32 protein-coding genes are annotated in these 21,783 nt (G+C 70.0%); 16 read left to right on the plus strand and 16 right to left on the minus strand.

The annotated features are described in order from the left end of the window. Positions 1–68 precede the first annotated feature (68 nt). Positions 69–1,724, plus strand: coding sequence for a cytochrome bc1 complex cytochrome b subunit (gene qcrB / locus FHU30_RS27720; RefSeq protein WP_253879697.1), 1,656 nt, complete (start codon positions 69–71; stop codon positions 1,722–1,724). Positions 1,725–1,745: 21 nt separating this feature from the next. On the opposite strand, the gene FHU30_RS27725 is transcribed toward qcrB, so the two are convergent. Continuing rightward, positions 1,746–2,174, minus strand: a complete 429-nt coding sequence (locus FHU30_RS27725) for a helix-turn-helix domain-containing protein (protein ID WP_253879698.1) — start codon at positions 2,172–2,174, stop codon at positions 1,746–1,748. 687 nt (positions 2,175–2,861) lie between these two features. On the opposite strand from FHU30_RS27725, the gene FHU30_RS27730 reads away from it, so the two are divergent. Continuing rightward, positions 2,862–3,494: a hypothetical protein gene (locus FHU30_RS27730; RefSeq protein ID WP_253879699.1), complete on the plus strand. Its 633-nt coding sequence runs from the start codon at positions 2,862–2,864 to the stop codon at positions 3,492–3,494. A 36-nt stretch (positions 3,495–3,530) separates the two neighbouring features. On the opposite strand, the gene FHU30_RS27735 is transcribed toward FHU30_RS27730, so the two are convergent. After that, complete coding sequence (locus FHU30_RS27735) at positions 3,531–4,001, minus strand: GNAT family N-acetyltransferase (protein ID WP_253879700.1); 471 nt, start codon at positions 3,999–4,001, stop codon at positions 3,531–3,533. Between the two features lie 150 nt (positions 4,002–4,151). After that, a complete protein-coding gene (locus tag FHU30_RS27740; protein ID WP_253879701.1) occupies positions 4,152–5,423 on the minus strand; it encodes a DHA2 family efflux MFS transporter permease subunit in 1,272 nt (423 codons plus the stop codon). 70 nt (positions 5,424–5,493) lie between these two features. On the opposite strand from FHU30_RS27740, the gene FHU30_RS27745 reads away from it, so the two are divergent. Beyond that, positions 5,494–5,913 carry a MarR family transcriptional regulator gene (locus FHU30_RS27745; RefSeq protein ID WP_253879702.1) on the plus strand — a complete coding sequence of 140 codons (420 nt, stop codon included), beginning with the start codon at positions 5,494–5,496 and terminating at the stop codon, positions 5,911–5,913. On the opposite strand, the gene FHU30_RS27750 is transcribed toward FHU30_RS27745, so the two are convergent. Next, on the minus strand, positions 5,903–6,904 hold the full coding sequence (locus FHU30_RS27750) for a glycoside hydrolase family 113 protein (RefSeq protein WP_253879703.1): 1,002 nt from the start codon (positions 6,902–6,904) through the stop codon (positions 5,903–5,905). The two genes, FHU30_RS27745 and FHU30_RS27750, sit on opposite strands and share 11 nt — an antisense overlap. Before the next feature lie 207 nt (positions 6,905–7,111). Further along, positions 7,112–7,660, minus strand: coding sequence for a hypothetical protein (locus FHU30_RS27755; RefSeq protein ID WP_253879704.1), 549 nt, complete (start codon positions 7,658–7,660; stop codon positions 7,112–7,114). Positions 7,661–7,745: 85 nt separating this feature from the next. On the opposite strand from FHU30_RS27755, the gene FHU30_RS27760 reads away from it, so the two are divergent. Then, the gene (locus tag FHU30_RS27760; protein WP_253879705.1) at positions 7,746–8,303 is read left to right on the plus strand and encodes a TetR family transcriptional regulator; all 558 of its coding nucleotides are present in this window, start codon (positions 7,746–7,748) and stop codon (positions 8,301–8,303) included. On the opposite strand, the gene FHU30_RS27765 is transcribed toward FHU30_RS27760, so the two are convergent. From FHU30_RS27765 to FHU30_RS27775, 3 genes are read right to left on the minus strand one after another with little or no spacing between them, the layout of a single operon-like run. Then, the gene (locus FHU30_RS27765; RefSeq protein ID WP_253879706.1) at positions 8,284–9,222 is read right to left on the minus strand and encodes an SDR family NAD(P)-dependent oxidoreductase; all 939 of its coding nucleotides are present in this window, start codon (positions 9,220–9,222) and stop codon (positions 8,284–8,286) included. The two genes, FHU30_RS27760 and FHU30_RS27765, sit on opposite strands and share 20 nt — an antisense overlap. A 34-nt stretch (positions 9,223–9,256) precedes the next feature. Continuing rightward, entirely contained in the window at positions 9,257–9,397 is a 141-nt protein-coding gene (locus FHU30_RS27770; RefSeq protein WP_253879707.1) for a hypothetical protein, read from the minus strand. Next, a complete protein-coding gene (locus tag FHU30_RS27775; RefSeq protein ID WP_253879708.1) occupies positions 9,394–9,816 on the minus strand; it encodes an ATP-binding protein in 423 nt (140 codons plus the stop codon). The genes FHU30_RS27770 and FHU30_RS27775 overlap by 4 nt, the downstream gene beginning before the upstream one ends. A gap of 123 nt (positions 9,817–9,939) precedes the next feature. Here FHU30_RS27775 and FHU30_RS27780 point away from each other — a divergent pair, with 123 nt between their 5' ends. The 6 genes from FHU30_RS27780 to FHU30_RS27805 all read left to right on the plus strand — a co-directional run bounded on the left by FHU30_RS27780 (position 9,940) and on the right by FHU30_RS27805 (position 12,591). Next, positions 9,940–10,755, plus strand: a complete 816-nt coding sequence (locus FHU30_RS27780; RefSeq protein ID WP_253879709.1) for a helix-turn-helix domain-containing protein — start codon at positions 9,940–9,942, stop codon at positions 10,753–10,755. Further along, positions 10,752–10,937, plus strand: a complete 186-nt coding sequence (locus tag FHU30_RS27785; protein ID WP_253879710.1) for a DUF397 domain-containing protein — start codon at positions 10,752–10,754, stop codon at positions 10,935–10,937. Before FHU30_RS27780 ends, FHU30_RS27785 begins: the two co-directional genes overlap by 4 nt. Before the next feature lie 37 nt (positions 10,938–10,974). Further along, positions 10,975–11,160: a DUF397 domain-containing protein gene (locus FHU30_RS27790; protein ID WP_253879711.1), complete on the plus strand. Its 186-nt coding sequence runs from the start codon at positions 10,975–10,977 to the stop codon at positions 11,158–11,160. A gap of 106 nt (positions 11,161–11,266) precedes the next feature. Next, positions 11,267–11,794 (plus strand): GNAT family N-acetyltransferase, encoded by a 528-nt coding sequence (locus FHU30_RS27795; RefSeq protein ID WP_253879712.1) that lies wholly within the window; start codon positions 11,267–11,269, stop codon positions 11,792–11,794. A 153-nt stretch (positions 11,795–11,947) separates the two neighbouring features. Continuing rightward, complete coding sequence (locus FHU30_RS27800; RefSeq protein WP_253879713.1) at positions 11,948–12,088, plus strand: hypothetical protein; 141 nt, start codon at positions 11,948–11,950, stop codon at positions 12,086–12,088. Between the two features lie 41 nt (positions 12,089–12,129). After that, entirely contained in the window at positions 12,130–12,591 is a 462-nt protein-coding gene (locus FHU30_RS27805; RefSeq protein ID WP_253879714.1) for a hypothetical protein, read from the plus strand. On the opposite strand, the gene FHU30_RS27810 is transcribed toward FHU30_RS27805, so the two are convergent. Beyond that, positions 12,592–12,921, minus strand: a complete 330-nt coding sequence (locus tag FHU30_RS27810; protein WP_253879715.1) for a DUF493 domain-containing protein — start codon at positions 12,919–12,921, stop codon at positions 12,592–12,594. Between the two features lie 131 nt (positions 12,922–13,052). Between FHU30_RS27810 and FHU30_RS27815 the strand changes: the two genes are divergently transcribed. After that, entirely contained in the window at positions 13,053–13,547 is a 495-nt protein-coding gene (locus tag FHU30_RS27815) for a carboxymuconolactone decarboxylase family protein (protein ID WP_253879716.1), read from the plus strand. A gap of 19 nt (positions 13,548–13,566) precedes the next feature. Here FHU30_RS27815 and FHU30_RS27820 read toward each other — a convergent pair whose 3' ends face one another. Together FHU30_RS27820 and FHU30_RS27825 are read right to left on the minus strand one after the other, a co-directional pair. Then, positions 13,567–14,007: a VOC family protein gene (locus FHU30_RS27820; RefSeq protein ID WP_253879717.1), complete on the minus strand. Its 441-nt coding sequence runs from the start codon at positions 14,005–14,007 to the stop codon at positions 13,567–13,569. Between the two features lie 37 nt (positions 14,008–14,044). Beyond that, entirely contained in the window at positions 14,045–14,434 is a 390-nt protein-coding gene (locus FHU30_RS27825) for a PPOX class F420-dependent oxidoreductase (protein WP_253879718.1), read from the minus strand. Between the two features lie 209 nt (positions 14,435–14,643). Here FHU30_RS27825 and FHU30_RS27830 point away from each other — a divergent pair, with 209 nt between their 5' ends. Next, positions 14,644–15,363 carry a DUF4097 family beta strand repeat-containing protein gene (locus FHU30_RS27830; protein ID WP_253879719.1) on the plus strand — a complete coding sequence of 240 codons (720 nt, stop codon included), beginning with the start codon at positions 14,644–14,646 and terminating at the stop codon, positions 15,361–15,363. Here FHU30_RS27830 and FHU30_RS27835 read toward each other — a convergent pair. Together FHU30_RS27835 and FHU30_RS27840 are read right to left on the minus strand one after the other, a co-directional pair. Further along, positions 15,344–15,754: an arsenate reductase ArsC gene (locus FHU30_RS27835; protein ID WP_253879720.1), complete on the minus strand. Its 411-nt coding sequence runs from the start codon at positions 15,752–15,754 to the stop codon at positions 15,344–15,346. The two genes, FHU30_RS27830 and FHU30_RS27835, sit on opposite strands and share 20 nt — an antisense overlap. Further along, positions 15,751–16,110, minus strand: a complete 360-nt coding sequence (locus FHU30_RS27840) for an ArsR/SmtB family transcription factor (protein ID WP_253879721.1) — start codon at positions 16,108–16,110, stop codon at positions 15,751–15,753. Before FHU30_RS27840 ends, FHU30_RS27835 begins: the two co-directional genes overlap by 4 nt. Positions 16,111–16,182: 72 nt before the next feature. On the opposite strand from FHU30_RS27840, the gene FHU30_RS27845 reads away from it, so the two are divergent. The 4 genes from FHU30_RS27845 (at position 16,183) to FHU30_RS27860 (ending at position 19,122) form a co-directional block, all read left to right on the plus strand. Continuing rightward, complete coding sequence (locus tag FHU30_RS27845) at positions 16,183–16,605, plus strand: ArsI/CadI family heavy metal resistance metalloenzyme (protein WP_253879722.1); 423 nt, start codon at positions 16,183–16,185, stop codon at positions 16,603–16,605. A gap of 125 nt (positions 16,606–16,730) precedes the next feature. Further along, on the plus strand, positions 16,731–18,521 hold the full coding sequence (locus FHU30_RS27850) for a carboxylesterase/lipase family protein (protein ID WP_253879723.1): 1,791 nt from the start codon (positions 16,731–16,733) through the stop codon (positions 18,519–18,521). After that, positions 18,464–18,829, plus strand: coding sequence for a type II toxin-antitoxin system RelE/ParE family toxin (locus FHU30_RS27855; protein WP_253879724.1), 366 nt, complete (start codon positions 18,464–18,466; stop codon positions 18,827–18,829). Before FHU30_RS27850 ends, FHU30_RS27855 begins: the two co-directional genes overlap by 58 nt. Continuing rightward, entirely contained in the window at positions 18,826–19,122 is a 297-nt protein-coding gene (locus tag FHU30_RS27860) for a helix-turn-helix domain-containing protein (RefSeq protein WP_253879725.1), read from the plus strand. The genes FHU30_RS27855 and FHU30_RS27860 overlap by 4 nt, the downstream gene beginning before the upstream one ends. 32 nt (positions 19,123–19,154) lie before the next feature. Here the strand turns inward: FHU30_RS27860 and FHU30_RS27865 are convergent, their stop codons facing one another. The 3 genes from FHU30_RS27865 to ccrA all read right to left on the minus strand — a co-directional run bounded on the left by FHU30_RS27865 (position 19,155) and on the right by ccrA (position 21,779). Beyond that, positions 19,155–19,625: a nuclear transport factor 2 family protein gene (locus tag FHU30_RS27865; RefSeq protein ID WP_253879726.1), complete on the minus strand. Its 471-nt coding sequence runs from the start codon at positions 19,623–19,625 to the stop codon at positions 19,155–19,157. A gap of 103 nt (positions 19,626–19,728) precedes the next feature. Continuing rightward, the gene (locus FHU30_RS27870; protein ID WP_253879727.1) at positions 19,729–20,298 is read right to left on the minus strand and encodes a hypothetical protein; all 570 of its coding nucleotides are present in this window, start codon (positions 20,296–20,298) and stop codon (positions 19,729–19,731) included. 164 nt (positions 20,299–20,462) lie between these two features. After that, positions 20,463–21,779, minus strand: coding sequence for a crotonyl-CoA carboxylase/reductase (ccrA, locus tag FHU30_RS27875; RefSeq protein ID WP_253879728.1), 1,317 nt, complete (start codon positions 21,777–21,779; stop codon positions 20,463–20,465). Positions 21,780–21,783 lie beyond the last annotated feature (4 nt).

The raw sequence follows: 21,783 nt of genomic DNA on the forward strand, positions 1-21,783 counted from the left end.
CCAGGTGAACCCGAGAGGCGGCCGCGGACGCCCCGAACCGGCCCGGCCGCCGGTTTCTGGAGGCTGCGGTGACCGGTGCGTCCCCCGAAAAGCCGCACGGACCGTCCCCCGCGACTACTCAACGTGATCAAGCGCCGGAGCGGTTGCGCGGCGCGGGCCGGGCGCTCGACGAGCGGTTCGGCGGGACGCCGTTCCTCCGCACGGCGATGCGCAAGGCGTTCCCCGACCACTGGAGCTTCCTGCTCGGCGAGATCGCGATGTACGCGTTCGTCGTCATCCTGCTGACCGGCGTCTTCCTGACGCTGTTCTTCAACCCGTCCATGCAGGAGGTCAGCTACCACGGCTCGTACGTGCCGCTGCGGGGCGTCCGGATGAGCCAGGCGTACGAGTCGACGCTGCGGATCAGCTTCGACGTGCGCGGCGGGCTGCTGATGCGGCAGATCCACCACTGGGCCACGGTGATCTTCCTCGGCGCGATCGTCATCCACCTGCTGCGCAACTTCTTCACCGGCGCGTTCCGCAAGCCGCGCGAGCTGAACTGGCTGATCGGGATCGTGCTGTTCATGCTGGTCATGCTGAACGGCCTGTTCGGCTACTCGCTGCCGGACGACCTGCTCTCCGGCACCGGCATCCGGATCCTCGAAGGCGTGATCCTGTCGATCCCGGTGGTCGGCAGCTACGTCCTGATGTTCGTGTTCGGCGGCGAGTTCCCCGGGGACGACATCGTGCCGCGGCTGTACGTCATCCACATCCTGCTCATCCCGGGCATCCTGCTGGCGCTGATCCCGCTGCACGCGGTCGTGCTGACCTGGCGGCAGACGCACACCCAGTTCCCCGGCAAGGGCGCGACGAACAGGGTCCAGTACGGCTACCCGTTCTTCCCGGTCTTCATCGCCAAGACCACCGCGTTCTTCCTCTGGGTCTTCGGCGTCTGCGCCCTGCTCGCGACGTTCTTCCAGATCAACCCGATCTGGCTGTTCGGCCCGTACGACCCGGGCGCGATCAGCGCCGGCTCCCAACCCGACTGGTACATGGGCTGGCTGGAGGGCTCGCTGCGGATGATGCCCAACTGGGAGATCACCGCGTGGGGCCACTCCCTCCCGCTGAACGTGATCGTCCCGGCCCTGGTCGTCCCCGGCCTGCTGTTCACCGGCCTCGCCGCCTACCCGTTCCTGGAACGCTGGGTCACCGGCGACCACGCCGTCCACCACCTGCTGGACCGCCCCCGCGACGTCCCGCCCCGCACCGGCATCGGCGTCGCCGGCGTCACCTTCTACGGCGTCCTGTGGGCCGCGGGCGGCAACGACATCCTCGCGAAGACCTTCGACGTCCCCCTCTTCTGGACGACCTGGTTCTTCCGCTGCGCCATCATCCTCGGCCCGGTCCTCGCCTACGCCATCGCCTACCGCTTCTGCCTGGGCCTCCAGCAACGCGACCGGTCCCTCGTCACCCACGGCCTGGAGACCGGCATCATCCGCCTCCTCCCCACCGGCGAGTACATCGAGGTCGAGGAACGCCTCCCACCCGACCGCCTGGCCCCCCTGACCGACGACCGCCCACCCCCCGCCGTCCCCCTGACCCGCCCGAACCACCAGGGCATCGAGCCCCCCGAATCCCGAACCCTAAGAGGCCGCCTCCGCCTCCGCCTCAACCGCGCCTACAGGGCCGATCTGGCCGGTCCGCATGAGGAGCAGGCGACTCTCACCGAGCACCATGAGCCATGACTCCCGCCGGGGTTCCGCGGGTCACTGGTCGCGCATGGCGAGGCGGCCTCGGGCTTCGAGCCAGGGGAGCATGGCCTGGTCGTCCAGGTGGCAGCCCTTGAGGTAGGCGCGCAGGACGCGTTCGGTGGGGAGCTTCCTGCCCTTGTCGGCCTGGGAGAGGGTGGAGACGACCGGGGAGCCGCCGCTGAGGCGGGTCATCTCGTGGTAGGTCGCGCCCTTGTACTTCTTGAGCCGCCGGAGCTGCTCGGCGAACTCGGCGGTGGTCCTGGCCGTGGCGGGGTCGGGGCGTCCGGACGGGTCGGGGCGCGCCCAGCGCTGCAGCGCGCCCGCGAGGAGTCCGGCGGCCGTGCGGAGGCCGCGTTCGACGCCAGCGGGCGGACGCTTCGCGCCCGGGTTGCGGTCGGGCGGTCTTCGGTCGGTCCTGCCGTTGTCGGCGTCGTTTACCGGCATGGTGGCCCCGCCTTCCCGCGGGCCCCGCGCTCCCCCTTCGCAGCCATCTGACGCGCTCCTCCCACTGGTCGGGTCTGACCGGACGTGCAGAGTGGGCGTCGGACGGTGGCGGCCGCCGCGTCGCCCCGACCCACGAAATCATGGCTCAGAGATCAGCATCGCGGCGGCTTTTCTAACGAGATGGTTAAGGGGGAGAAATCCACACCCAGGGGCTGCGGATCGTCCCCTGCGGGGCGGGGGATGGCGGACATATATCCCCGCCGGTATCCGATCATGGGCTATAAAGCACCTCAATTCGGACACTCGTTTGACCGCGCCCGCGATAATCGTCGGCGGGCGGACTCGTGTCAGGTGACACGAAACCGCCCACCCGCAGGGCGCTCCTGACCGGGCGGCCCAGGCGGCGGACGCTCGGCGCGATGCTGTGGCGGCAGGGCGCCTGCGCGTCCGCCGCCGTCCGGCCCGGCGCGTCCCCGGCCCGGCCCGGCGCGTTCGCGGCCCGGCCGGCGGGTGCCGCATCCGCAGCCGACGCGTTCGGCTTTGTTCGGGTCCGCGCTGATTTCGGTCGGCCGCGTTCGTTCGGGTCCCGGAGCGCGGCGGGCCGTTCCATCCTGGCGGCGTTCCCCGGAGTGGGACCGGGGGACGCGCTTCCGGCGGCGCGACCAGACGCCGGCGACGAGGTGGAGCATGGATGACAACGGGTTGCCGGGCCATCCCGTGCCGCGGGCGGTGTTCGGGCTGGACGTGGTCGGTTACGGCCGGCGCGCCGGGGCCGTCCGGCGGACGCTGCGGGACGACCTGCACGGCGTCGCGCGGGCCGCGTTCGCGGCGGTCGGGCTGCCGCTGGAGCGCTGCGCGTCCCGCGACACCGGGGACGGGCTGGTGCTCGCCGCGCCCGCGGACGCGGACTGCGGGCTGCTGGTCGGGGAGGTCGTCCAGCACCTCGACCGGCGGTTGCGCATGCTCAACGAGTCCCGCTCGGCGGAAGGGCGGCTGCGGCTGCGCGCCGCCGCGGCGCTCGGGCTGGTGATGCGGGACGACGAGGGCCTGGACGGCGACGCGTTCGTCCAGCTCGCCCGGATGCTGGACGCGCCGGCCTTCCGCGAGCTGATCGACGGGCATGGCACCGACCTCGGCTTCGTGACCTGCGGGTTCCTGTACCGGAGCTTCGTCCTGCAGCACCGGTCGCTGCTCCCGCCCGGCGCGTTCTTCGAGATCGACCTGACCAACAAGGAGAGCACGGAGACGGGCTGGGCCTGGGTCGCCGAACCGCAGCGGCGCCTCCGCGTCGTGGGAGGACGCCTCGGGCGCGTCCTCTAGAGCTCTGGCGCGTGCTCTAGAGGTCGGGCGCGTGCTCTAGAGGAACTTGCCGAAGCAGCGGCTGTTCGGCGAGCAGCTGTAGAAGCCGAACTTCTCGATTTCGACGTATCCGGACGAGGTGTACAGAGCGATCGCCTCGGGCTGGGCGATTCCGGTTTCGAGGATCATGCGCCGGCGGCCCGCGGCACGCGCGGACGATTCGAGCTCGGCCAGGAGTTCGCGGGAAAGACCCCGGCGGCGGGCGCGCGGCGCGACGTACATGCGCTTGAGCTCGGCGTCCCCGTCCTCGAAGCCGGGCTCGGACGCGTCGTGGGCGCGCCACCCGCCGCAGGCCACGGGGTCGCCGTCGACGCGTCCGATGATGAAGTGGCCGAGGGGCGCGGCGAACTCGGCGGGGTCGATCGGGGTCTCGTCCGGGCCGCCGTAGCGGACGACGTACTCCTGCTGCACCTCGGCGATCAGCTTCCGCGCGACGGGGTCGTCGTAGGAGCACACCTGCATGTCCATGGCGAGCAAAGTACGCGAAAGGGGCATACTCCCGCGATCACGCGGCGGCCGGGGCTCGGCGCGGCAGCAGGGCGAGCGCCGACAGGGCCAGCAGGACGATCGGCAGGGCCAGCGCCAGGTGGAGTCCGGCCAGCGGCGTTCCGACGGTCATCAGGGCGCCGACCGCGGCCGTGCCGAGGACCGATCCGAGCTGCCGGACCGAGCTGCCGGACCGAGTTGCCGGACCGAGTTGCTGAGCCCCGAGGCCGCCCCCGCGAGGTGCGGCGGGACGCCGCGCATGGCCTCGGTCGAGAGCGGCGCGATCATGCATCCGGTGCCGAGGCCCATCAGCATCAGCGGCGCCGTGAACGTCGCGGCGTGCGCGTCGCCGCCGGCCAGGAACGCAACGGCGGTGAGCCCGGCGGCGAACGCGACCAGGCCGGTGAGCAGGACGGACCGTCCGCCGATGCGATCGCTGAGCCGTCCGGCGAGCGGCGACACCAGGAGCGACACGAGCGGCGACGGCGCGAGCGCGAGCCCGGCATGGACGGCGCTGAGCCCGAGCTGCTGCTGGAGGTAGAGCCCGAGCGGCAGCACCGCGCCGACGAGCGCCGCGCCGATCACCCCCATCAGGACGGTCATCAGCGCGAACCCGCGGTTCCGGAACAGCTCGAACGGGACGAGCGGCTCGCGGTCCTGGCGTCCGGCCTGGTGGCGGAGGAAGAGCGCGCCGAGCGCGGCGCCGGCGGCGAGGAGCGTCCAGATCCAGGCGTTCCAGCCGTACCGCCCGCCTTCCATGAGCGCGAAGGTCACGCAGGTCAGCGCGGCGGACAAGAGCAGGACGCCGGGCAGGTCGAAGCGGTGCGCCCGTCCCGTCCGGACGTCCGGGACGAGCAGGAAGGTCATCGCCAGCACCAGCACGCCGACCGGGACGTTCACCAGGAACACCCAGCGCCAGCCCGCCGCGCTGACCAGCAGCCCGCCGAGCGCCGGCCCGGTCAGCGTCGCGACACCGGCGACCGAGCCCCAGATCCCGAGCGCCGTCCCGCGCCGCTCGGCGGGGAACGTCGCGACGATCAGCGCCATGGTCTGCGGGGTGAGCAGCGCCGCGCCGAGCCCCTGGACGACCCGCGCCGCGATCAGCGTCCCGGCGCCCGGCGCGAGCCCGCAGGCCGCGCTCGCGAGGGTGAAGACGGCGACGCCGATCGCGAAGACCGTCCGCTGCCCGCGCAGGTCGCCGAGCCGCGCGGACGTCACCAGCAGGACGGCGAGGACGAGCGCGTAGCCGCTGACCGTCCACATCACCTGGTCGAGGCCGGTGTGCAGGGAGCGCATCACGTCCGGGATCGCGATGTTCACGATCGTCATGTCGAGCAGGGTCATGAAGAACCCGAGGGACAGCGTCGCCAGGACGGCCCAGGGGTTGCCGCGTGCCTTGGTCATGCCGATGACCGTAATGCATCTTTTTCGATGCATCAAGAGAGATGCATCTCTGATGATGTAATCTCGCGGCGTGAACATCACCGAGCTCTACCTGCTGGGCCGCCGCCTCCAGAAGATCGCCGAGGCCGCCATCCCGACCGAGGGCGTCGGCGAGCACCCCACGAGCACCAGCACCGTCCTCGCCGTCGCCGACGACCTGCGCGACCATCCGGGCACCACGGTCACCGAGATCGCCAAGCGCACCGGACTCGTGCAGAGCCAGGTCTCCAACTGCGTCGCGCGCCTGCGCGAGGCCGGCACCGTCCGCGCCGAGCCCGACCCGTCCGACCGCCGCCGCACCCTCCTGCACCCGGTCGCCGAGCCGTCCCCGCGCGCCCGGATCGTCCGCGACACCCCCATCGAACCCGCGCTCGCCGAGGCCACCACCAACGTCCCCGAAACCCTCGCCCTCCTAGACCGCCTCGCCACCCTCCTCGACATCAACGCCTGAAGCGGTGGGCGAGGGCTTGGAAGGATTGCTTGGGGGTGAAGTTTCCGGTCTTCGGGTAGTCGGTGGATACCGTGACCAGGGAGAAGCCGGCGGTGTCCAGGTCGTGTGGGGGGTCGGACGGGACGTGCGGTGAGTCCGGCTCTATGAAGTCGTAGACGAACGCGCCGTACATGCCCTCGGATTCGAAGATGTCGAGGCACTCGGTGATGTAGCGCGCCTGGACGTGCTCGTCCCGGACGTAGCCCTTCGGGATGGACGGCGGGATCGCGTCCCAGTCGACTATGTCGAAGCCGTCGCCGCCGCGTTTTTCAGCTCCCCGGTATGTGCAGCAGCCGAATTCGGTGATGACGACGGGTTTTCCGAAGCGGTGCAGCGCGCGGACGTCGCGCCGGTAGGTCGCTTCGTTCGAGGCGTCCCTATAGAGGTCTACGCCGACGACGTCGAACTTGCGCCAATCCACCTGTTCCCACACGCCGGACGTGTAGGTGAGGTTCCCCTTGAACAGCGGGCGGACGGTCTCGTGCGCGCGCACGAGGAAGGCGTTCAGGCGCTCGTTGTAGCCCTTGCCCGCCGGTGTGCCGAGGTTCGCCGCCCGTTCCTTGTAGTTCTCTCCGGGGACGAGGCCGTCCATGAAGATGGTCAGTTCGCAGCCGACCGAGATGCCGACACCTGGGCGGCGGCGCCGGAGCCGTTCGGCCATGACCGCCGTCGCGCGGAGGAATTCCAGCGTGCGCCGCGCGTCCCGGTCGAACTGGCGCGGCTCGAACCAGACGAACATCCCTTGTTCGGACGCGTAGCGGGCGGCGAGTTCGAGGCGCGCCAGGTCGCTGCCGAGCAGGATGACCGCGTTGCAGTGCAGGTCGCGCCGGATCGCGCGGATCTCGCGCCGCACGAAGGCGGGCTTCCACACCTCGCGCTCGGTGTCGTAGTTGACGCCGCGCTGCGTCAGCCCCTGCCTCTGCGGGCGGACGGCGACTGGCCGCGCACCCACTCGAAGGCGCGCGTCTGGGTTTCGCCTGGGCGGCTCATCGCCGCGCCCCCGATGGCGGCGACCGCCAGCCCGGCGATCACGGATCGCCGTCCGATGCCCGACATTCTGCGTTCCTCCCCGTTTGGCCCGCCCTCGGCAAGCCTCGCGCTGGGGGACGCGTCCGGGCATCGGCCATCGGGCGCTTCGCGGTACTACCAAAGTCGACATTCAGGCAGTGCGGAGGTCGCGTTCAGCTCGGCGCGCCACGGCCTTCAGGAGTTCCAGGCGGATCATGCCCGCGCCGCCGAGGCGGATGAACCCCCAGTACAGGCCGAAGATGCGGCGCGAGCGCGGGTCCGTCGCCAGGATGCGCGTGTCGGCGGCCAGCACCGTGCCGTTCTCGGACGGGACGATCTGGAGCGCCATCGCGGCCTTGGCCCAGCCGGGGTCGCTGAAGGCGGCGAAGCCGTCGGCGTCGGTGGTTTCGGACGGCCCGGGCACCGGATTCGGCTTCCAGAACTGGGCCACGCGGCCGACGACGACCTCGCGGCCGTCCTGGCGTCCGAGTTCGGGCATGGGCGCGCGCTCGATGAGCGGACCGGCGACCCGGCGGCGTCCGCCGGAACGGATCCGCATCAGGACGCGGGTGAACGGCAGGTCGTCGGCGTCCACGGCGAGCAGCGCGCGCCACACGGTTTCGGGCGGGGCGTCGATGCGGCGGGTGTAGCGGGTGCGGAAGTCGGGCGCGGGCAGCAGGCGGTCGAGGATCCATTCCATGGTCGGCACTCCTCCGGGACGTTCTAGACGGTGGCGTACAGAACTAGACTGTACGCCACCGTCCAGAACATGGGGAGAGTGAGCCATGCCACGCACCGCCCGACTCAGCCGGGACGACTGGGCCGCGGCGGCGCTCGCCGCGCTGGCCGAGGGCGGGGCGGGCGCGGTCGCGGTCGAGCCCGTCGCGGCGCGGCTCAAGGCGTCCAAATCGAGCTTCTACTGGCTGTTCGAGAACCGGTCCGCGCTCCTGGACGCGGCACTTGAGCTGTGGGAACGCGAGCAGACCGAGCGGGTCGCGGCGCGGCTGGCCGAAATCCCCGATCCGGCCGACCGGTTGCGCGAGCTGCTGCGGCTGGCGCTGACGGCGGGCGGCGGCGACCTCGCGCTGCGCCTGACCGGCGAGACCGACGCCGCCGTGCTGCCGGTCGCGGCGCGCGTCACGCGGCGGCGGCTGGAGTTCGTCGAGGCGGCGTTCCGCGACCTCGGCATGCCCGCTGAGCAGGCGGGTCTTCGTGCGTCCGGCGCCTACGCGACCTACCTCGGAACGGCCGCCCTCGCCCGCCTGGGCGCCGCCCCCACCGACACCGACGCCTACATCGAAGACCTCCTGACGGCCTTCATGCCTACCGGCCCTGGCCGGTGAGGTCGGCGGAGATTTTCCAGAGGCGGGACGCGTCGTCCGGGTCGACGGCCCAGGGCTTGACGCCGCCGATCAGCATGTCGTCGCCGGTGGCGGGCTCGGCGACGTCGCAGTCCTGCGTGTAGAGGCCGCCGAGGTCGTTCAGGAGCGGGGACGTGGCGGCCCAGATCGCGGTGGCGGCGCCCTGTTCAGGGGTTTTGAAGCCGTCCGGGAGCGAGCCGTCCTCGGTGATCCAACCCCGCGCGACCTGGTCCTCGTGCGGGATGTGGCGTTGCAGCGGGGTGAGGATGCTGCCCGGGTGCGTGGTGAACGCCTGCACGCCGAGCGCGTTCAGGTGGACGGCGAACAGCGCGTTCGCGGTCTTGGACTGGCCGTACGCGAGCCACCGGTCGTAGCCGTCTTCGAACTGGAGGTCGTCCCACCGGATGCTCGACAGGAAGTGCCCGGCGGACGTGACCGAAACGACGCGCACGTCGTCCGCGAAGAGCGGGCGCAGGCGGTTGACCAGCGCGAAGTGCCCGAGATGGTTGGTCGCGAACTGCGCCTCCCAGCCGGGTCCGACCCGCGTTTCCGGACAGGCCATGATCCCGGCGTTGGTGATGACGATGTCGAGCGTCCGGCCGTCCGCCACAAGGTGATCGGAAAATCGCCGCACGCTCTCAAGGTCGCCCAGGTCAAGTTCGAATACGTCCACCCGGGCCACACCACGCAGCGCTTCGCGCGCTACCTCAAGCCTGCGAGCTGGGACGACGACCCGCGCACCCGCTTCCACGAGCGCCCGGACACCCGCGAGCCCGAGCCCCGAGTAGCCACCCGTGACCAGCGCGGTTTTTCCGGTCAGGTCGATGCCGGCGAGGACGTCCCGCGCCGTGCTGTGCGCGCCGAACCCCGAGCCGATCTTGTGCTGCTGCTCCCACGTCATGGTCTCGACGCTAGGGCCTGGAGCCCGCTCCAGGTCAACGCGGCCGGTGCCGTCCCGGCGGACGCGGCCGGAGGACATGCGCGACGACCACGGCGACCAGAGCACCCACGCCTCCCCCGGCCAGCACGCACCCGACCAGCACGGAGGCCCGCAACACGTCATACGTGGCGATCATGCGTCCGCGTCCGGTGCAACGAACCGCGCCCACACGGTCTTGCCCCCGTCCGCCGACCCGTGCTTGCCCCACGAGACCGAGAGGGCTTCGACGATGCCCAACCCGCGCCCGGTCTCGCATGAGTCGTCCGGATTCTGCACCTCGGGGCAACCGGGCCCGTCGTCCCACACCGCGACCTCGACCATCTGCGCGGTGTGCCGCTCGATCAGCAGCCGGATATCGGACGCCCCGCAATTCAGCGCATTCGTGACCAGCTCGGAGACGCACAACGTCGCGTCGTCCTCAAGATCGGCGCGTCCCCACCGGCGGAATACCGCCGCCACCCGCCGCCGAGCCTCCCCGGCCGCACCGAGCCCGGTGCCGAGCCGGCAGACGACCAGCCTTTCCTGATCCCCTCCCACAGAAGCCTTCGAAAGCATCGGACCCGTCCTTCATGGCGCGAGATTCTCGTGTTCTGCATCACACCCTGACGCCGCCCGACTACTGTTGTCACCGTTGCCAGCAACATCGGAAAGCCCTGCGATCCCCCCGAAGGGCCGAACATGGTCAAGCCGCCGCCCGACCCATACACGTCCCTCTATGACCTCATCAGCTTCTACCTGCGGTTTCTTCGAATCCAGAAGAATCTGCGGCAGCACGACGTCGCGGAAATCCTCGGCTGCTCGATCGGCCAAGTTTCCAAGTACGAGACAGGCGAGAAGCAGCTCGACAGCGCCGATTGCATAAAGCTGGACAATGCCTGGAAGACCGGAGGATTATTCTCGATTCTCCTGTTCTATGCGCGTCTCGGCCCCGATCCGACGTGGCCGCAGCGGGTCAAGCGGTTCCAGCGTGCTGGCGTCGAGCACAAGATCCTCAACACCACGTTCATCCCCATTCCGTTCCAGACCGAGGACTACGCCCGCGCCCTTCTGCACGCCGGATACGTGGCGGGCAACGTTCTCGACGTGGACGGAGCGGTGGCGCGCAGGATGGAGCTCCAGGCCGCCATCCTCGATGGCGATCCCCAGATCTGGTTGCTGCTGGACACACCCGGCCTTCGGCCGATGGGCAGCCGCGAGATGATGCGCAGTCAACTCGACCGCGTCTTGGAGCTCTCGCAGGCACTTCATATTTCCGTACGGATCTTGCCTGACGCCGCCACACCCCACATCGCTGTGGACGGTTCCTTCTGGTGGACCAGCCTCCCCAGGAGGCGCCTCATGGTCTTCGCAGGTGGTGCCCTGGAGGTGGGCCGAGTGATCGACGATCAGGCCGCCGCGTTGCGCGCGGGACTACAATTCGATCGTCTCGCGGCGCGTGCCTGGAACGAGGACCAAACCCGCGAACACCTGATGAGGCTGCGGGAGGATGCATGATCGTCTGGCGCAAGAGCACCCACAGCGAAGGTCAGGACGCGGGTGGAACCTGCGTCGAAATGGCTGATCTCGGTACTTCCATCGGCGTCCGCGACAGCAAAAACCCGCGTGCGGGCCACCTCACCCTCACCCGTACCGCCCTCCACCAACTAACCGAAACCATCCGACACTCGGACAAATAGGCGCCCCCGCGCTTCATTCACGCCCGCGGGAGGACTCGTGTCGGCTTGGCGGAAGAGCAGCCACAGCAGTGAAAGTGGCGGTGGCGGGACCTGTGTGGAACTCGCCGACCTGGGCCCGTCCGTTGGCATCCGCGACAGCAAGAACCCTCGTCTCGGCCACCTGACTCTCACCCGAGGCGGCCTCCGCCAGGTTGCTGAAACCGTCCAACACATCGACAAATAGGCGACCGAGGTTTCGTCCCAGGTGAGTCAGGGCTGGTCGTCCGGCGCCGACGGCTCCTTCTGCGTCCCTCGTCTGAGCGGCCTCCCTTCGGTCGGACAATGGTCGGATGATGCAGATGCGGCTTGCGACCGGCGCCGATCGGCCGCAGGTCGCCCGGCTGGTCGAGGCGCGGTGCGTCTGGCAGGAAGGTCGCGGCCTGCCGAGCTGGCGGTCCGCGCTGGACGACCTGGTGGCCCAATGCGACAACCCGGACGGCGACCTGTGGGTGCTGGTCGACGACCAGGCCGGCGTCGTGGGGCAGATGGTGGTGCAGGACGTTGGGCCGCCGTGGGGTTGGTCGGACGCTGAACGCGCCGAACCGGCCCTCTACCTGTCCGGGTCGGTCACCATGCCGGGAATGCCCGGGCGGCTCGGGGAGACGATGGCGCTGTGGGCCGTGGACCGGGCCGCTCGCCTGGGGATCCCGTGGGTACGGCGGCACTGCCAGGTCGAAGAGGTCGCCGCCTACAACCTGACGCAGGGGTTCGTGCTGGTGCGTGAGGAGCAGCGCACCAGCGCTCACCTGTGGATGATGGCCCGCCGCTCCGAGCGACTCGACCTGTCGGATCGGCTCAGAGAAACGCCCGCGACTTGAAGCCGTCATCGATGAAGCGGCCGCGATAGGCGGCCGCCCCTACTGATCGACGCCCCGGGACCGGCTGCTAGAGGGACGTTTCACTCTTGTGGGCGAGGGTGATCGGTCGGGTGGGGGAGGTGGGTGGGGCGGGGTTGGCGCGATCTTTTTGGCATGTCCAAGCATGTGAGGGTCAAGCTGATCGTGGTCGCGCTGCTGACCGCTGTCATTGCCGGTGCCATGATCGCGTCCGGGTCCGGGTCGGGGGCGGGGACGTCCTCGAAGGGCGCTGGTAGCGCGGGGAGTTTGCGGTGAGCGCGGCGGTTCGGGGGGCTGTGCCTCGGTGGGCCGAGTGGGTGGCGCAGGCGACGATGTGGTGCGCGGTTCCGTCCGGTATCTGGCGGATTCTGTTCGCGTTGCGGCTGCCTGCGGGCTTCACGGGGAGCAGTGATCCGGCGCGGATAAATTTCTTCGGCTTGCTGGGCTACGTGTGCGCGCTGACCTTGCTGTCGGAGACGCTGGCGTTCCTCAGCATGGGGCTGGTGCGGTCGTGGGGCGAGGTGTGGCCGCGGTGGGTGCCGTTCCTGCGCGGGCGGCGCGTCCATCCGCTGGCGGCGATCATCCCCGCCGGGGCCGGGGCGATCGGGCTCATGCTGCTCTGGACGCCGCTGGCCTTCGGCGTCCACTTCTCCGATCCGGAGTATCCGCACGGCGTCAAGATGGCCATCCTGTACCTCTGCTACCTGCCGCTTGTCGCGTGGGGGCCGCTGCTGGCCTTGCTTACCGGGGCCTATGCGTACCGGCGGTATCGGTACTGATCACTTGCGGAAGCGGCCGAACTTGCGGGGGCGGGACGTCTCGTCCTCGGCGGGCGGGTCGGGTTCGTGGGCCTCGATGAGTTCGGCGACCGAGACGCGGAAATCGTCGGTGTTGTAGCCCCAGCTCTCCTTGAATACGACGCGGAGGACCCCGTCCGGGGAACGGTAGATCTCGCGGGTGCAGCTCCGCGCGCCTCCGTACGGGAGGTGCTTCCGGGCCACTTCCAGGGCCTTGGCCTGGGCCTCTTCGGGGCTGTCGCCTGCGGGGATCGTCTTGGTGACGCGGTAGTTGAAGTCGCCGCCGGTCAACTCCGATCGCTCAACGAGCACGAACCATGCCATGACCTGCTTCGACGTCCTTTCGCTTGATCGCATCCGGACTCTAGCGAGCGGGACGTCCTGACATCGCGGGCGGGTGCGTCGTCGGGGTGGCGAGACCGTCTTGAGAAAGGAAACCCGCCATGACGACCACGCACGAGGGCATCAAGTCGCGGCTGCCCGACCTGACGCAGCAGTTCCCCGAGCTGGCCAAACTTTCCGCGTCCGTGCACAAGGCCATCCGGGACAGTCCCGTTCCGGCGGGCACGGTCAGCCTGATGCAGCTGCGCGCCTCGCAGCTCGTCGGGAGCACGTACCACGCGTTCCGGCTGGTCGATAACCTCCGGCAGAGCGGCGAGTCCGAGGAGCGCATCACCGCTCTGGCGACGTGGCGGGACGCGCCGTTCTTCACGGACGCCGAGCGCGTGGCGCTGGAACTCGTCGAGGCCGTCCTCACCCCGAACCCGTTCGGCGAGCGGGTTTCGGACGACCTGTTCGCCCGCGCGTCCGCGCACTACGACGACGAGCAGCTCTGGGCGCTCACCATCGCGATCGGGCACTTCTGCCTGTTCGTCCCCGTCGCGCTCATCGGCAAGCCGATCCCGGGCCGTCCGCCGGGAAAGAACTACAGCAAGTGAGACGGGCCGTCCCGGAGGGCTAGTGGACGCAGAACTCGTTGCCCTCCGGGTCGGTCATCACGACCCATTCGCCGCCCATCTCCTGCACGCGGCGCTGGACGCCGGCGCCGAGGTCGCGGAGCCGTTCGACCGCCGCCTCGCGGTCGCCCGCCGGGTCGTGGACGTCGATGTGCAGGCGATTCTTTCCGCTCTTCGTCTCCGGGACGCGGTTGAAGAGCAGGCGCCGCCCCTGGCCGACGCCGCTCTTCTTGTCGAACGGGTCGTCCGGATGACGCACCGCCGCCGCGTCGCGCCAGGCCAGACCGTTGACGACCAGATCGGGGTCGACGATCCCGGCGTCGAGCAGCTCGCCGATCAGCGTGCTGTGGTCCTCGATCTCGTAGCCGAGCGCGGCCGCCCAGAACCGGGCCTGCGCGTGCGGGTCGTTGGCGTCGACCACGAGTTTCCAGTGCAGCGTCATAAGCCCTAGTTATAGACCGCGCCCCTGCCGGAAAGTCTCAGACGCTCCGGCTCGCGCGCGGGCCGTCGATGTTCCACGAGACGATCCGGGCCGGCGTGATCCGGATGTACTCGCGGGACAGGTTCTTCATCGGCGGGTCCTGGTCGACGAGGGCCTCGGCGGTGCCGCGGATCTCGATGCCGCGCGCCTTCCACGGATCGGTCGAGATCAGGTCGTCCACGACGAACGAGACGGTGCTGCCCGCCTGGACGTTCCGGAACTTCTTGGACGCGCCCATCGCGCCCCCGCCGATCATGATCGCGCCGGTGCCGGGATCCACGACGAAGTTCACCGGGTTGTTCTGGACCTGGCCGTCCGGGGCCACGGTCGCGAGGCGGCCGAGGGGCTGCGCGGTCAGGTAGACGAGTTCCGCCGAGCTGAAGATCATGGCGGTCAGCCTGCTGCCCGGACGGCGGCCGCGTCAACGCGGCGGACGCCCGGACGGCGACCGCGGGCGGCCGGACGGCCGGGCGGCGACCGGAGCGGCCGGACGGCGTTCACCCCTGAGAGCCAGCCCCGGGTTGGCCCCGCAGCGGGACGATCTTGAGGGTGCCCGGCTCCTAGCCTCCTGGTGATCGACAAAATCGGGAGGGTTCCATGCGCCGCCAGTTCCTCAGCCTCGCCCTGGCCGCGTCCGGTGTCGCGACGCTCGCCGCCTGCGACTTCGGTCCGGACAGCACCTACGGCGACAGCGCCGCGCTGACCGCCAAGGTGACGTCCGTCCGGCTGGACGGCATCGGAGCGGGCAGCGTCACCGTGCGCGGCGGCGCGTCCAAACCCGCCCTCGCGCGGACGATCCAGTACAGCGGCTCGCGCCCGGACGGCCCGACCCACCGCGTGACCGGCGGCGTCCTCGTGCTCTCCGGCTGCGGGCGGCACTGCTCGGTCAGCTACACGCTCGACCTGCCCGCGGGTCTTCCGGTGAGCGGCGACACGTCGAACGGCTCGGTCCGCCTCACCCGCGTCGGCCAGGTGAACGTCACGACGCACTCCGGCTCGATCCAGCTGGACGGTGTCACCGGATCAGTCACGGCGCACACGTCCAACGGACGCATCGAAGGGCGCGGCCTCAGCGGCGACGCCATCGAGGCGCGGACGTCCAACGGCTCGATCAGCCTGACACCGGCCAAGCCGCAGAGCATCCGGGCGAAGACGACGAACGGCTCGATCACCCTCACCGTTCCGGCCGGTCCGTATCAGGTGGTCGCGCACTCCAGCAACAGCGGCCGCGACATCCGCATCCCGAACGACCCGTCCGCCCGCAACCACCTGGACCTGACCACCAGCAACGGCCACATCACCGTCGCCCAGGCATGATCTCGGCCAGCAGGGCGCGGACGCGGCGGTCGATCTCGTCCCTGATCGGACGCACGTCCGCCACGCCGCGTCCCGCCGGATCGTCCAGCTTCCAGTCGAGATAGCGCTTGCCCGGAAAGACCGGGCAGGCGTCGCCGCAGCCCATCGTGATCACCACATCGGCCGTCCGGACGGCCTCCGCGGTCAGCGGCTTCGGGAACTCGCGGGAGAGATCGAGCCCCACTTCGGCCATGGCCTCCACGACAGCCGGGTTGACCGAATCGGCGGGGGCCGATCCCGCCGAACGCACCCGCACCCGACCCGCCGCGTGGTGGTCGAGCAGCGCGGCGGCCATCTGCGAACGTCCCGCATTGTGGACGCACACGAACAGCACTTCAGGAACGTCCGTCATACCGGCACCGCGCGTGGAGCGAGGACCGCGGACAGGCGCTCCAGGGCGGGTGGGTTGATCCAGTAGTAGACCCAGGTCCCGCGGCGTTCGGAGTCGATCAGGCCGGCCTGCCGCAGCACCTTGAGGTGGTGGCTGATCGTCGGCGCGGTGAGGTCGAACGCGCCGGTCAGGTCGCAGACGCACGCCTCGCCGCCCGCGTGGGACGCGATCAGCGACAGCAACCGCAGCCGCACCGGATCGCCCAGCGCCTTGAACAGCGGCGCCAGCTCGGCGGCCTCGCCGTCGCGCAGCGGCTCGCTCACCAGCGGCGCGCAGCACCCCGGCGCCTCGACCACGGGCAACCCCTGCTTCGACATACCTCTAATTTGACATCCACCTATTCAGCGGCGCAAGCTGCTACTTAGACACCTGTCGAATCAAGGAGGGCCATGTCCCGCGTCCAGCTCGCTCTGCGCGTGTCCGACCTGGAAGGCTCGATCGCCTTCTACTCCAAGCTGTTCGGCACCGAGCCCGCCAAGCAGCGGGGCGGATACGCCAACTTCGCCATCGCCGAGCCGCCGCTGAAGCTCGTCCTCATCGAGGCCCAGGACGACGAGCCGACCCGGCTCGACCACCTCGGCATCGAGGTCGAGACCACGGACGCGGTGGCGGCTGCGGCCCGCCGCCTCAACGACAGCGGGCTCCCGATCTTCGAGGAGAACGACACGTCCTGCTGCTACGCCGTGCAGGACAAGGTGTGGGTGTCGGGCCCCGGCGCCGAACCCTGGGAGGTCTACGTGGTGAAGGCCGACGCCGACAACCTCACCAAGTCCGACACCGCCACCTGCGCCTGCGGCCCTACCGGCTGCTGATCAGAGCACCAGCGGGATCGTCCGCTCGGGTAGGGGAAAGTCCACCCCGGGGCTGGGGGAAGGCCCATGGGGGCCGTGTTGCCGGGCCGACAGGCTGAAGGGGTCGGAGCAACACGGAGGACGAGATGAACAAGTACTGGACGGCGATCGCCGCGGCCACGGCCCTCGGGACGATCGCGGGCATAGCGGCGGCGACGCCCCCGGCGCAGGCCGCGGCGGACGGCGCGGTCGTCGCCACCGACAAGGGCTCGGTGCGCGGGACGGTCGCCAAGGACCATCGCGAATTCCTCGGCATCCCGTACGCAGCGCCGCCGGTGGGCAAGCTGCGCTGGGCGTCGCCGCGTCCGGCCGCCGCGTGGAAGACCGTCCGGAATGCGACCAAGCCCGGCAACCGGTGCGCCCAGCAGGCCGGGCTCCTCAGCCCGACCGGCGAGAAGGAGAGCACCACCGAGGACTGCCTCTACCTGAACGTCACCACGCCGCGGCACGCGCCCAAGGGCAAGAAGCTGCCGGTCATGGTCTGGATCCACGGCAGCGGGTTCCGGAACGGCGCGGGCGCGCTCTACCGTCCGGCCGAAATGGTCGCGCGGGACGATGTGATCGTCGTGACCGTCAACTACCGGCTCGGGATGTTCGGCTTCCTCGCCCATCGCGCGTTCGACAAGGCCGGGAACGGCTCGGGCAACTTCGGCCTCGAAGACCAGCAGGCCGCGATGCGCTGGGTGCAGAGGAACGCGGGCGCTTTCGGCGGCGACGCCCGGAACGTCACGATCTTCGGCGAGTCCGCGGGCGGCGTGAGCACCTGCTCCCAGCTGGTGTCGCCGCAGTCCGCCGGGCTGTTCCAGCGCGCGATCGTGCAGAGCGGTCCGTGCACGCGCGCCCCCGGCGACTGGCCCGAGTTCGACGGCTCGCGCGGCGACGCCGACTCCTGGCTCCCCCACGCGCGTCCGGCGGCCGAGAGGCTCGGCAAGGACGTCGCGGCGAAGCTCGGCTGCCCGGACCCGGCCACGGCCGCCTCCTGCCTGCGCGCCCTGCCCGTCCAAAAGGTCCTCAAGGAGTCGGGCTACGGCTTCACCCCGACCTACGGGGGCGGCGGCGTCCTCCCGACCGCGCCGAACAAGGCGTACGCGACCGGCAAGTTCCACCGCGTTCCCGTCATGCAGGGCATCACCCGCGACGAGTACCGCCTGTTCCAGGCCCTCGGCGAGGAGTTCTCCGGCGAGAAGCTCGACAAGGCCGGCTACGAGTCACACGTGAAGGCCTACGTCGGCGCGAAGCGCGCGCCGGAAGTCCTCAAGCGCTACACCCTGAAGAAGTACGGCTCGTACAGCGTGGCCTGGTCGGCGATCGTCACGGACGCCAGTTTCGGACGCGCCTCCACCGAGCAGCGCCTCGCCCTCCAGAAGCGCGTCCCGACCTACTCCTTCGAGTTCGCCGACGCGTCCGCCCCCCTGGGTCGCCGACTCCAAGGCGCCCGCGTTCCCCACGGGCGCCTTCCACGCCGCCGAACTCCATTACCTCTTCAACACCGACTACTTCACCGGCCGCCGCCTGAGCGCCCCGCAGCTGAAGCTGTCCCACCAGATGATGGACTACTGGACCCGTTTCGCCCGGACCGGAAACCCGAACGGCCCCGGCACCCCGACCTGGCACCCCGGCCCGTCCGTCCAGTCCCTCTCCCCCAACGCCATCCACCCGACCAACTTCGACCAGTCCCACGCCTACACCTTCTGGCACACCTTCTAACCCACCCCTCAATGCCCCGCCCACCCGGCGGGGCATCTGCCGTAAAACGAAGCTTTCGCCGCAACTCGCCGACGAGCAGTGCTATAGCATCCGTGGTATATAGCGTCCAGGTGTGGGTATCTACGTCATCGAGATCGAACCCGAGGTGCGACAGTGGCTCGACTCCCTAACGGACCGGGAGTTCGGTCGCGTCGAGTTCTTCGTCGAGCTCCTTGCCGAGAACGCGGAGACGCTCGGCGAACCATGGTCGAGGCATCTCGGGGAGGGGTTGCGCGAGCTTCGCATGCACCTGCACCCCAAGGACGTGCGGATCACCTACTGGCTTGCGCCCGACCGGAGGGCGATCCTTCTGACCGTGTTCACCAAGACGCGCGGACGCGAGACGGCCGAGGTCGAACGGGCGCGGCGGGCGCACAAGGAATGCGCTGCCGAGCATGGCCATGCCCAGCAGGAGTACGAGAGGACGGTGGGGCGATGAGTGGGGAGCGGAGTCCGCACAGCAGGTGGGAACTCGGCGCGGGACGGGACGGCACCGAGGTGCGGGCCGGCCATGAGGAGGCGCGCCTCGCCTACGAACTGGGGAACGCCGTGCGTGAGAGGCGGCTGGCCCTCGGCCTTTCCCAGACCGAGCTCGCCAAGCGCGCCGGTATGACGCAGCCTGCGCTGTCGCGCCTTGAGGCCGGTGGACCGACGCCCACGATCGGCGTTCTCGACCGGCTGGCCCACGCGCTCGGCGCGAAGCTGACGGTGACCTTCACCGACGCGGCCTGACGGCCCGACCCTCGGACGGGCCGCCGACCGGGTCAGGACTCTTCGGGCGGGTCGTTGGGTTTTGGTGGGGTTTTGGTTTCCCAGGTGGGGGAAATGGTGACGGATTTCAGGCGCCAGCCGTAAGGGGTGCGGGCGGCGGTGGCGGTGAGGACGCCGCCCGTTGAGTAGAGGGCGTCGGAGTCCTGGAGGACGCAGGTAGCCCGCGTGTTGGCGCGGACGGACGCCTCGTCCTCCTTCACGTCGATCAGGTAGTTGGAGAAGACGTGCTGGGTCGGGCCGTAGGCGGTCAGGGAGTCCTTCAGGTGCCGGGTGACCTCGCCCAGGCCCGCGTGGTCCTCGGACGGCGGGCCGACGGTGGCGTCCGGGGTGAGCAGGGCGGGGAGGGTCTCGTCCAGGGTGCGGTCGTCCAGGGCGCGCGCGTAGCGGTCCAGGAGGGTGGCGATCTCGGCGCGGTCGGCGAGCGTGATGAGCCGGGCCTCCGCGGTCATGTCGTACAGCGCCATGCCCTGTCTCCGTTCGGGCGATCATCCGTTCATCGCCGAACGTAGCATCCCGGACACGTGAAGTGATCATCGGGGGGGTGTGTCGGGACGAGCGGGGAGCGGGTCAGCCGCCCTGGGTGCTGCCGCCCGCGTACTTCTGGCAGGCCTTCTCGGCGGCCTGGAAGACGGGGTTGTCGGGGGTCATGCCGATCTTGTCGCCGTCGAGGTTCGCGCCGCCGTTGGGGTTGGGGTCGGGGAACTTGGGGACGCCGTGCGCGCGCATGCACCGGGAGTGCTTGAGGCCCATCGCGCGGTCCTGCGCCGGGTGGTCGCCGCCGCCCGCGGGCAGCATGGATTTGCAGGCGGTGTCGGCGTTCTTGTAGGTCGCGGTGTCACCGTTCACGGCGTTCCCGTCCACCTGGAGGCCCTTGCCGAGCACCGGGTCGGGGAAGTTGCTCACGCCGTGCGTCCGCATGCACTTGGAGTACTTCAGCAGCCCGTCGTAGACCTGCTGGTCGCTCGGGCGTCCGCCGCCCCCGCCCTGCGTAGACGGCGAGCCCGTCGTCAGTGCCGCGACGCCCTTCTTGCCGTCCCCGCCGGACGAGCCGCAGGCGCTCGCGGAGAGCGCGAGCGCGGCGAGCCCGGCGGAGAGCAGGACGGTCGTCTTCCTGACGAGCCCGGCTTTTCCTTCCATCGCCCCGACCTTTCGTTCAGCCCTAATTCCCTGGCGTTATCCGTTCTATCGGGGAAGCGGTTTCGCTCAGGTATCAGCCGAAGTCGAGAGCCGAGGCAGAGCAACACTCGAATGCAAAAAGGCGAGGGTCGCGAAACCCTCGCCTTTCGCCCTACATCTGAACGTCAGTGGCGGAAGAGGTGGAACTTCTCCTCGCCGATGCGCTCGCGCAGCTCGGGGTCGCTGACGCCCTGCCCCTCGGCGGTCGCGCCGCACAGCACCGCGACCTTGCCGATGTGCTGGTTCAGCTGGACGGCGCGGGTGGCCTCGCCCGCCTCGTCCAGGGAGTAGCTGCGGGACAGCGTCGGGTGGATCATCCCGAGCCCGAACAGCCGGTTGACCTGGACGGCCTCGTGGTAGTTGAAGCCGTGCGAGCCGATGATGCTCTTCAGCCGCATCCACAGGAACCGGTTGTCGTACTCGTGCTTGTAGCCGGTCGAGGAGCCGCACGTGACGATCTTGCCGCCGCGCTTGGCGACGTAGACGGACGCGCCGAACGTCTCGCGGCCGAGGTACTCGAAGACGATGCCCGGGTCCTCGCCGACCTGGCGGCGGATGGCCTCGCCGAGGATCCGGCCCGCCTTCGGGTTGCGCAGCCCGCCCTCGCCGAGGTCCAGCTCGGACCGGTTGATGACGTTGCGGCAGCCCTGCGACCGGACGATCTCGGCCTTCTCCTCGGACGACACGACCGCCACCGGGATGCCGCCGCCGTTGAGCACGAGCTGGGTGGCGAACGAGCCGAGCCCGCCGGTCGCGCCCCACACCAGGACGACGTCGCCCTGCTTCATGCGGGCGCCGTGGGTGCCGACGAGCATCCGGTAGGCGGTCGCGGCGCAGAGCGTGTTGGAGCCCGCTTCTTCCCAGGTCAGGTGGGCCGGCTTCTTGACGAGCTGGTTGGCCTTGGCGACGCAGAACTCGCCGAGCGCGCCGAAGTTGGTCTCGAAGCCCCAGGCGAGCTGGGTCTCCGACATCATGCCGTCGTCGTAGGAGCCGTGGTCCTCCTCGTCCACGTAGGACGGGGAGATGACCACCTGGTCGCCGACCTTCCAGTGCTTGACGGCGGAGCCGGTGCGGACGACCACACCCGCCGCGTCCGAGCCGAGGATGTGGTACGGCAGGTCGTGCCGGGCGCCGTACCAGCCCTGGCGGCCGAACTTCTCCAGGAAGTGGAAGGTCGGCATCGGCTCGAAGATCGCCGACCAGACCGTGTTGAAGTTGATCGCCGCGGCCATCACCGCGATGACGCACTCGTCCGGCGCGATCTCCGGCATCTCGACGTCGCCGACGTGCATCGACCGGCGGACGTCCTTGTCCTTCTGCCCTTCGAAGATGCCCACCTCGTCCTTGCGTGTGAAGGCGGCGCGGAACCTGGTGGGCAGGTCGATCTCGGCCAGTTCGCGGCCGGACGCGCCGGAGCGGACGGCTTCGAGCAGCTCGGACATGGGG

The sequence above is a fragment of the Actinomadura rupiterrae genome, assembly GCF_024172125.1.
GTDB lineage: Bacteria > Actinomycetota > Actinomycetes > Streptosporangiales > Streptosporangiaceae > Spirillospora > Spirillospora rupiterrae.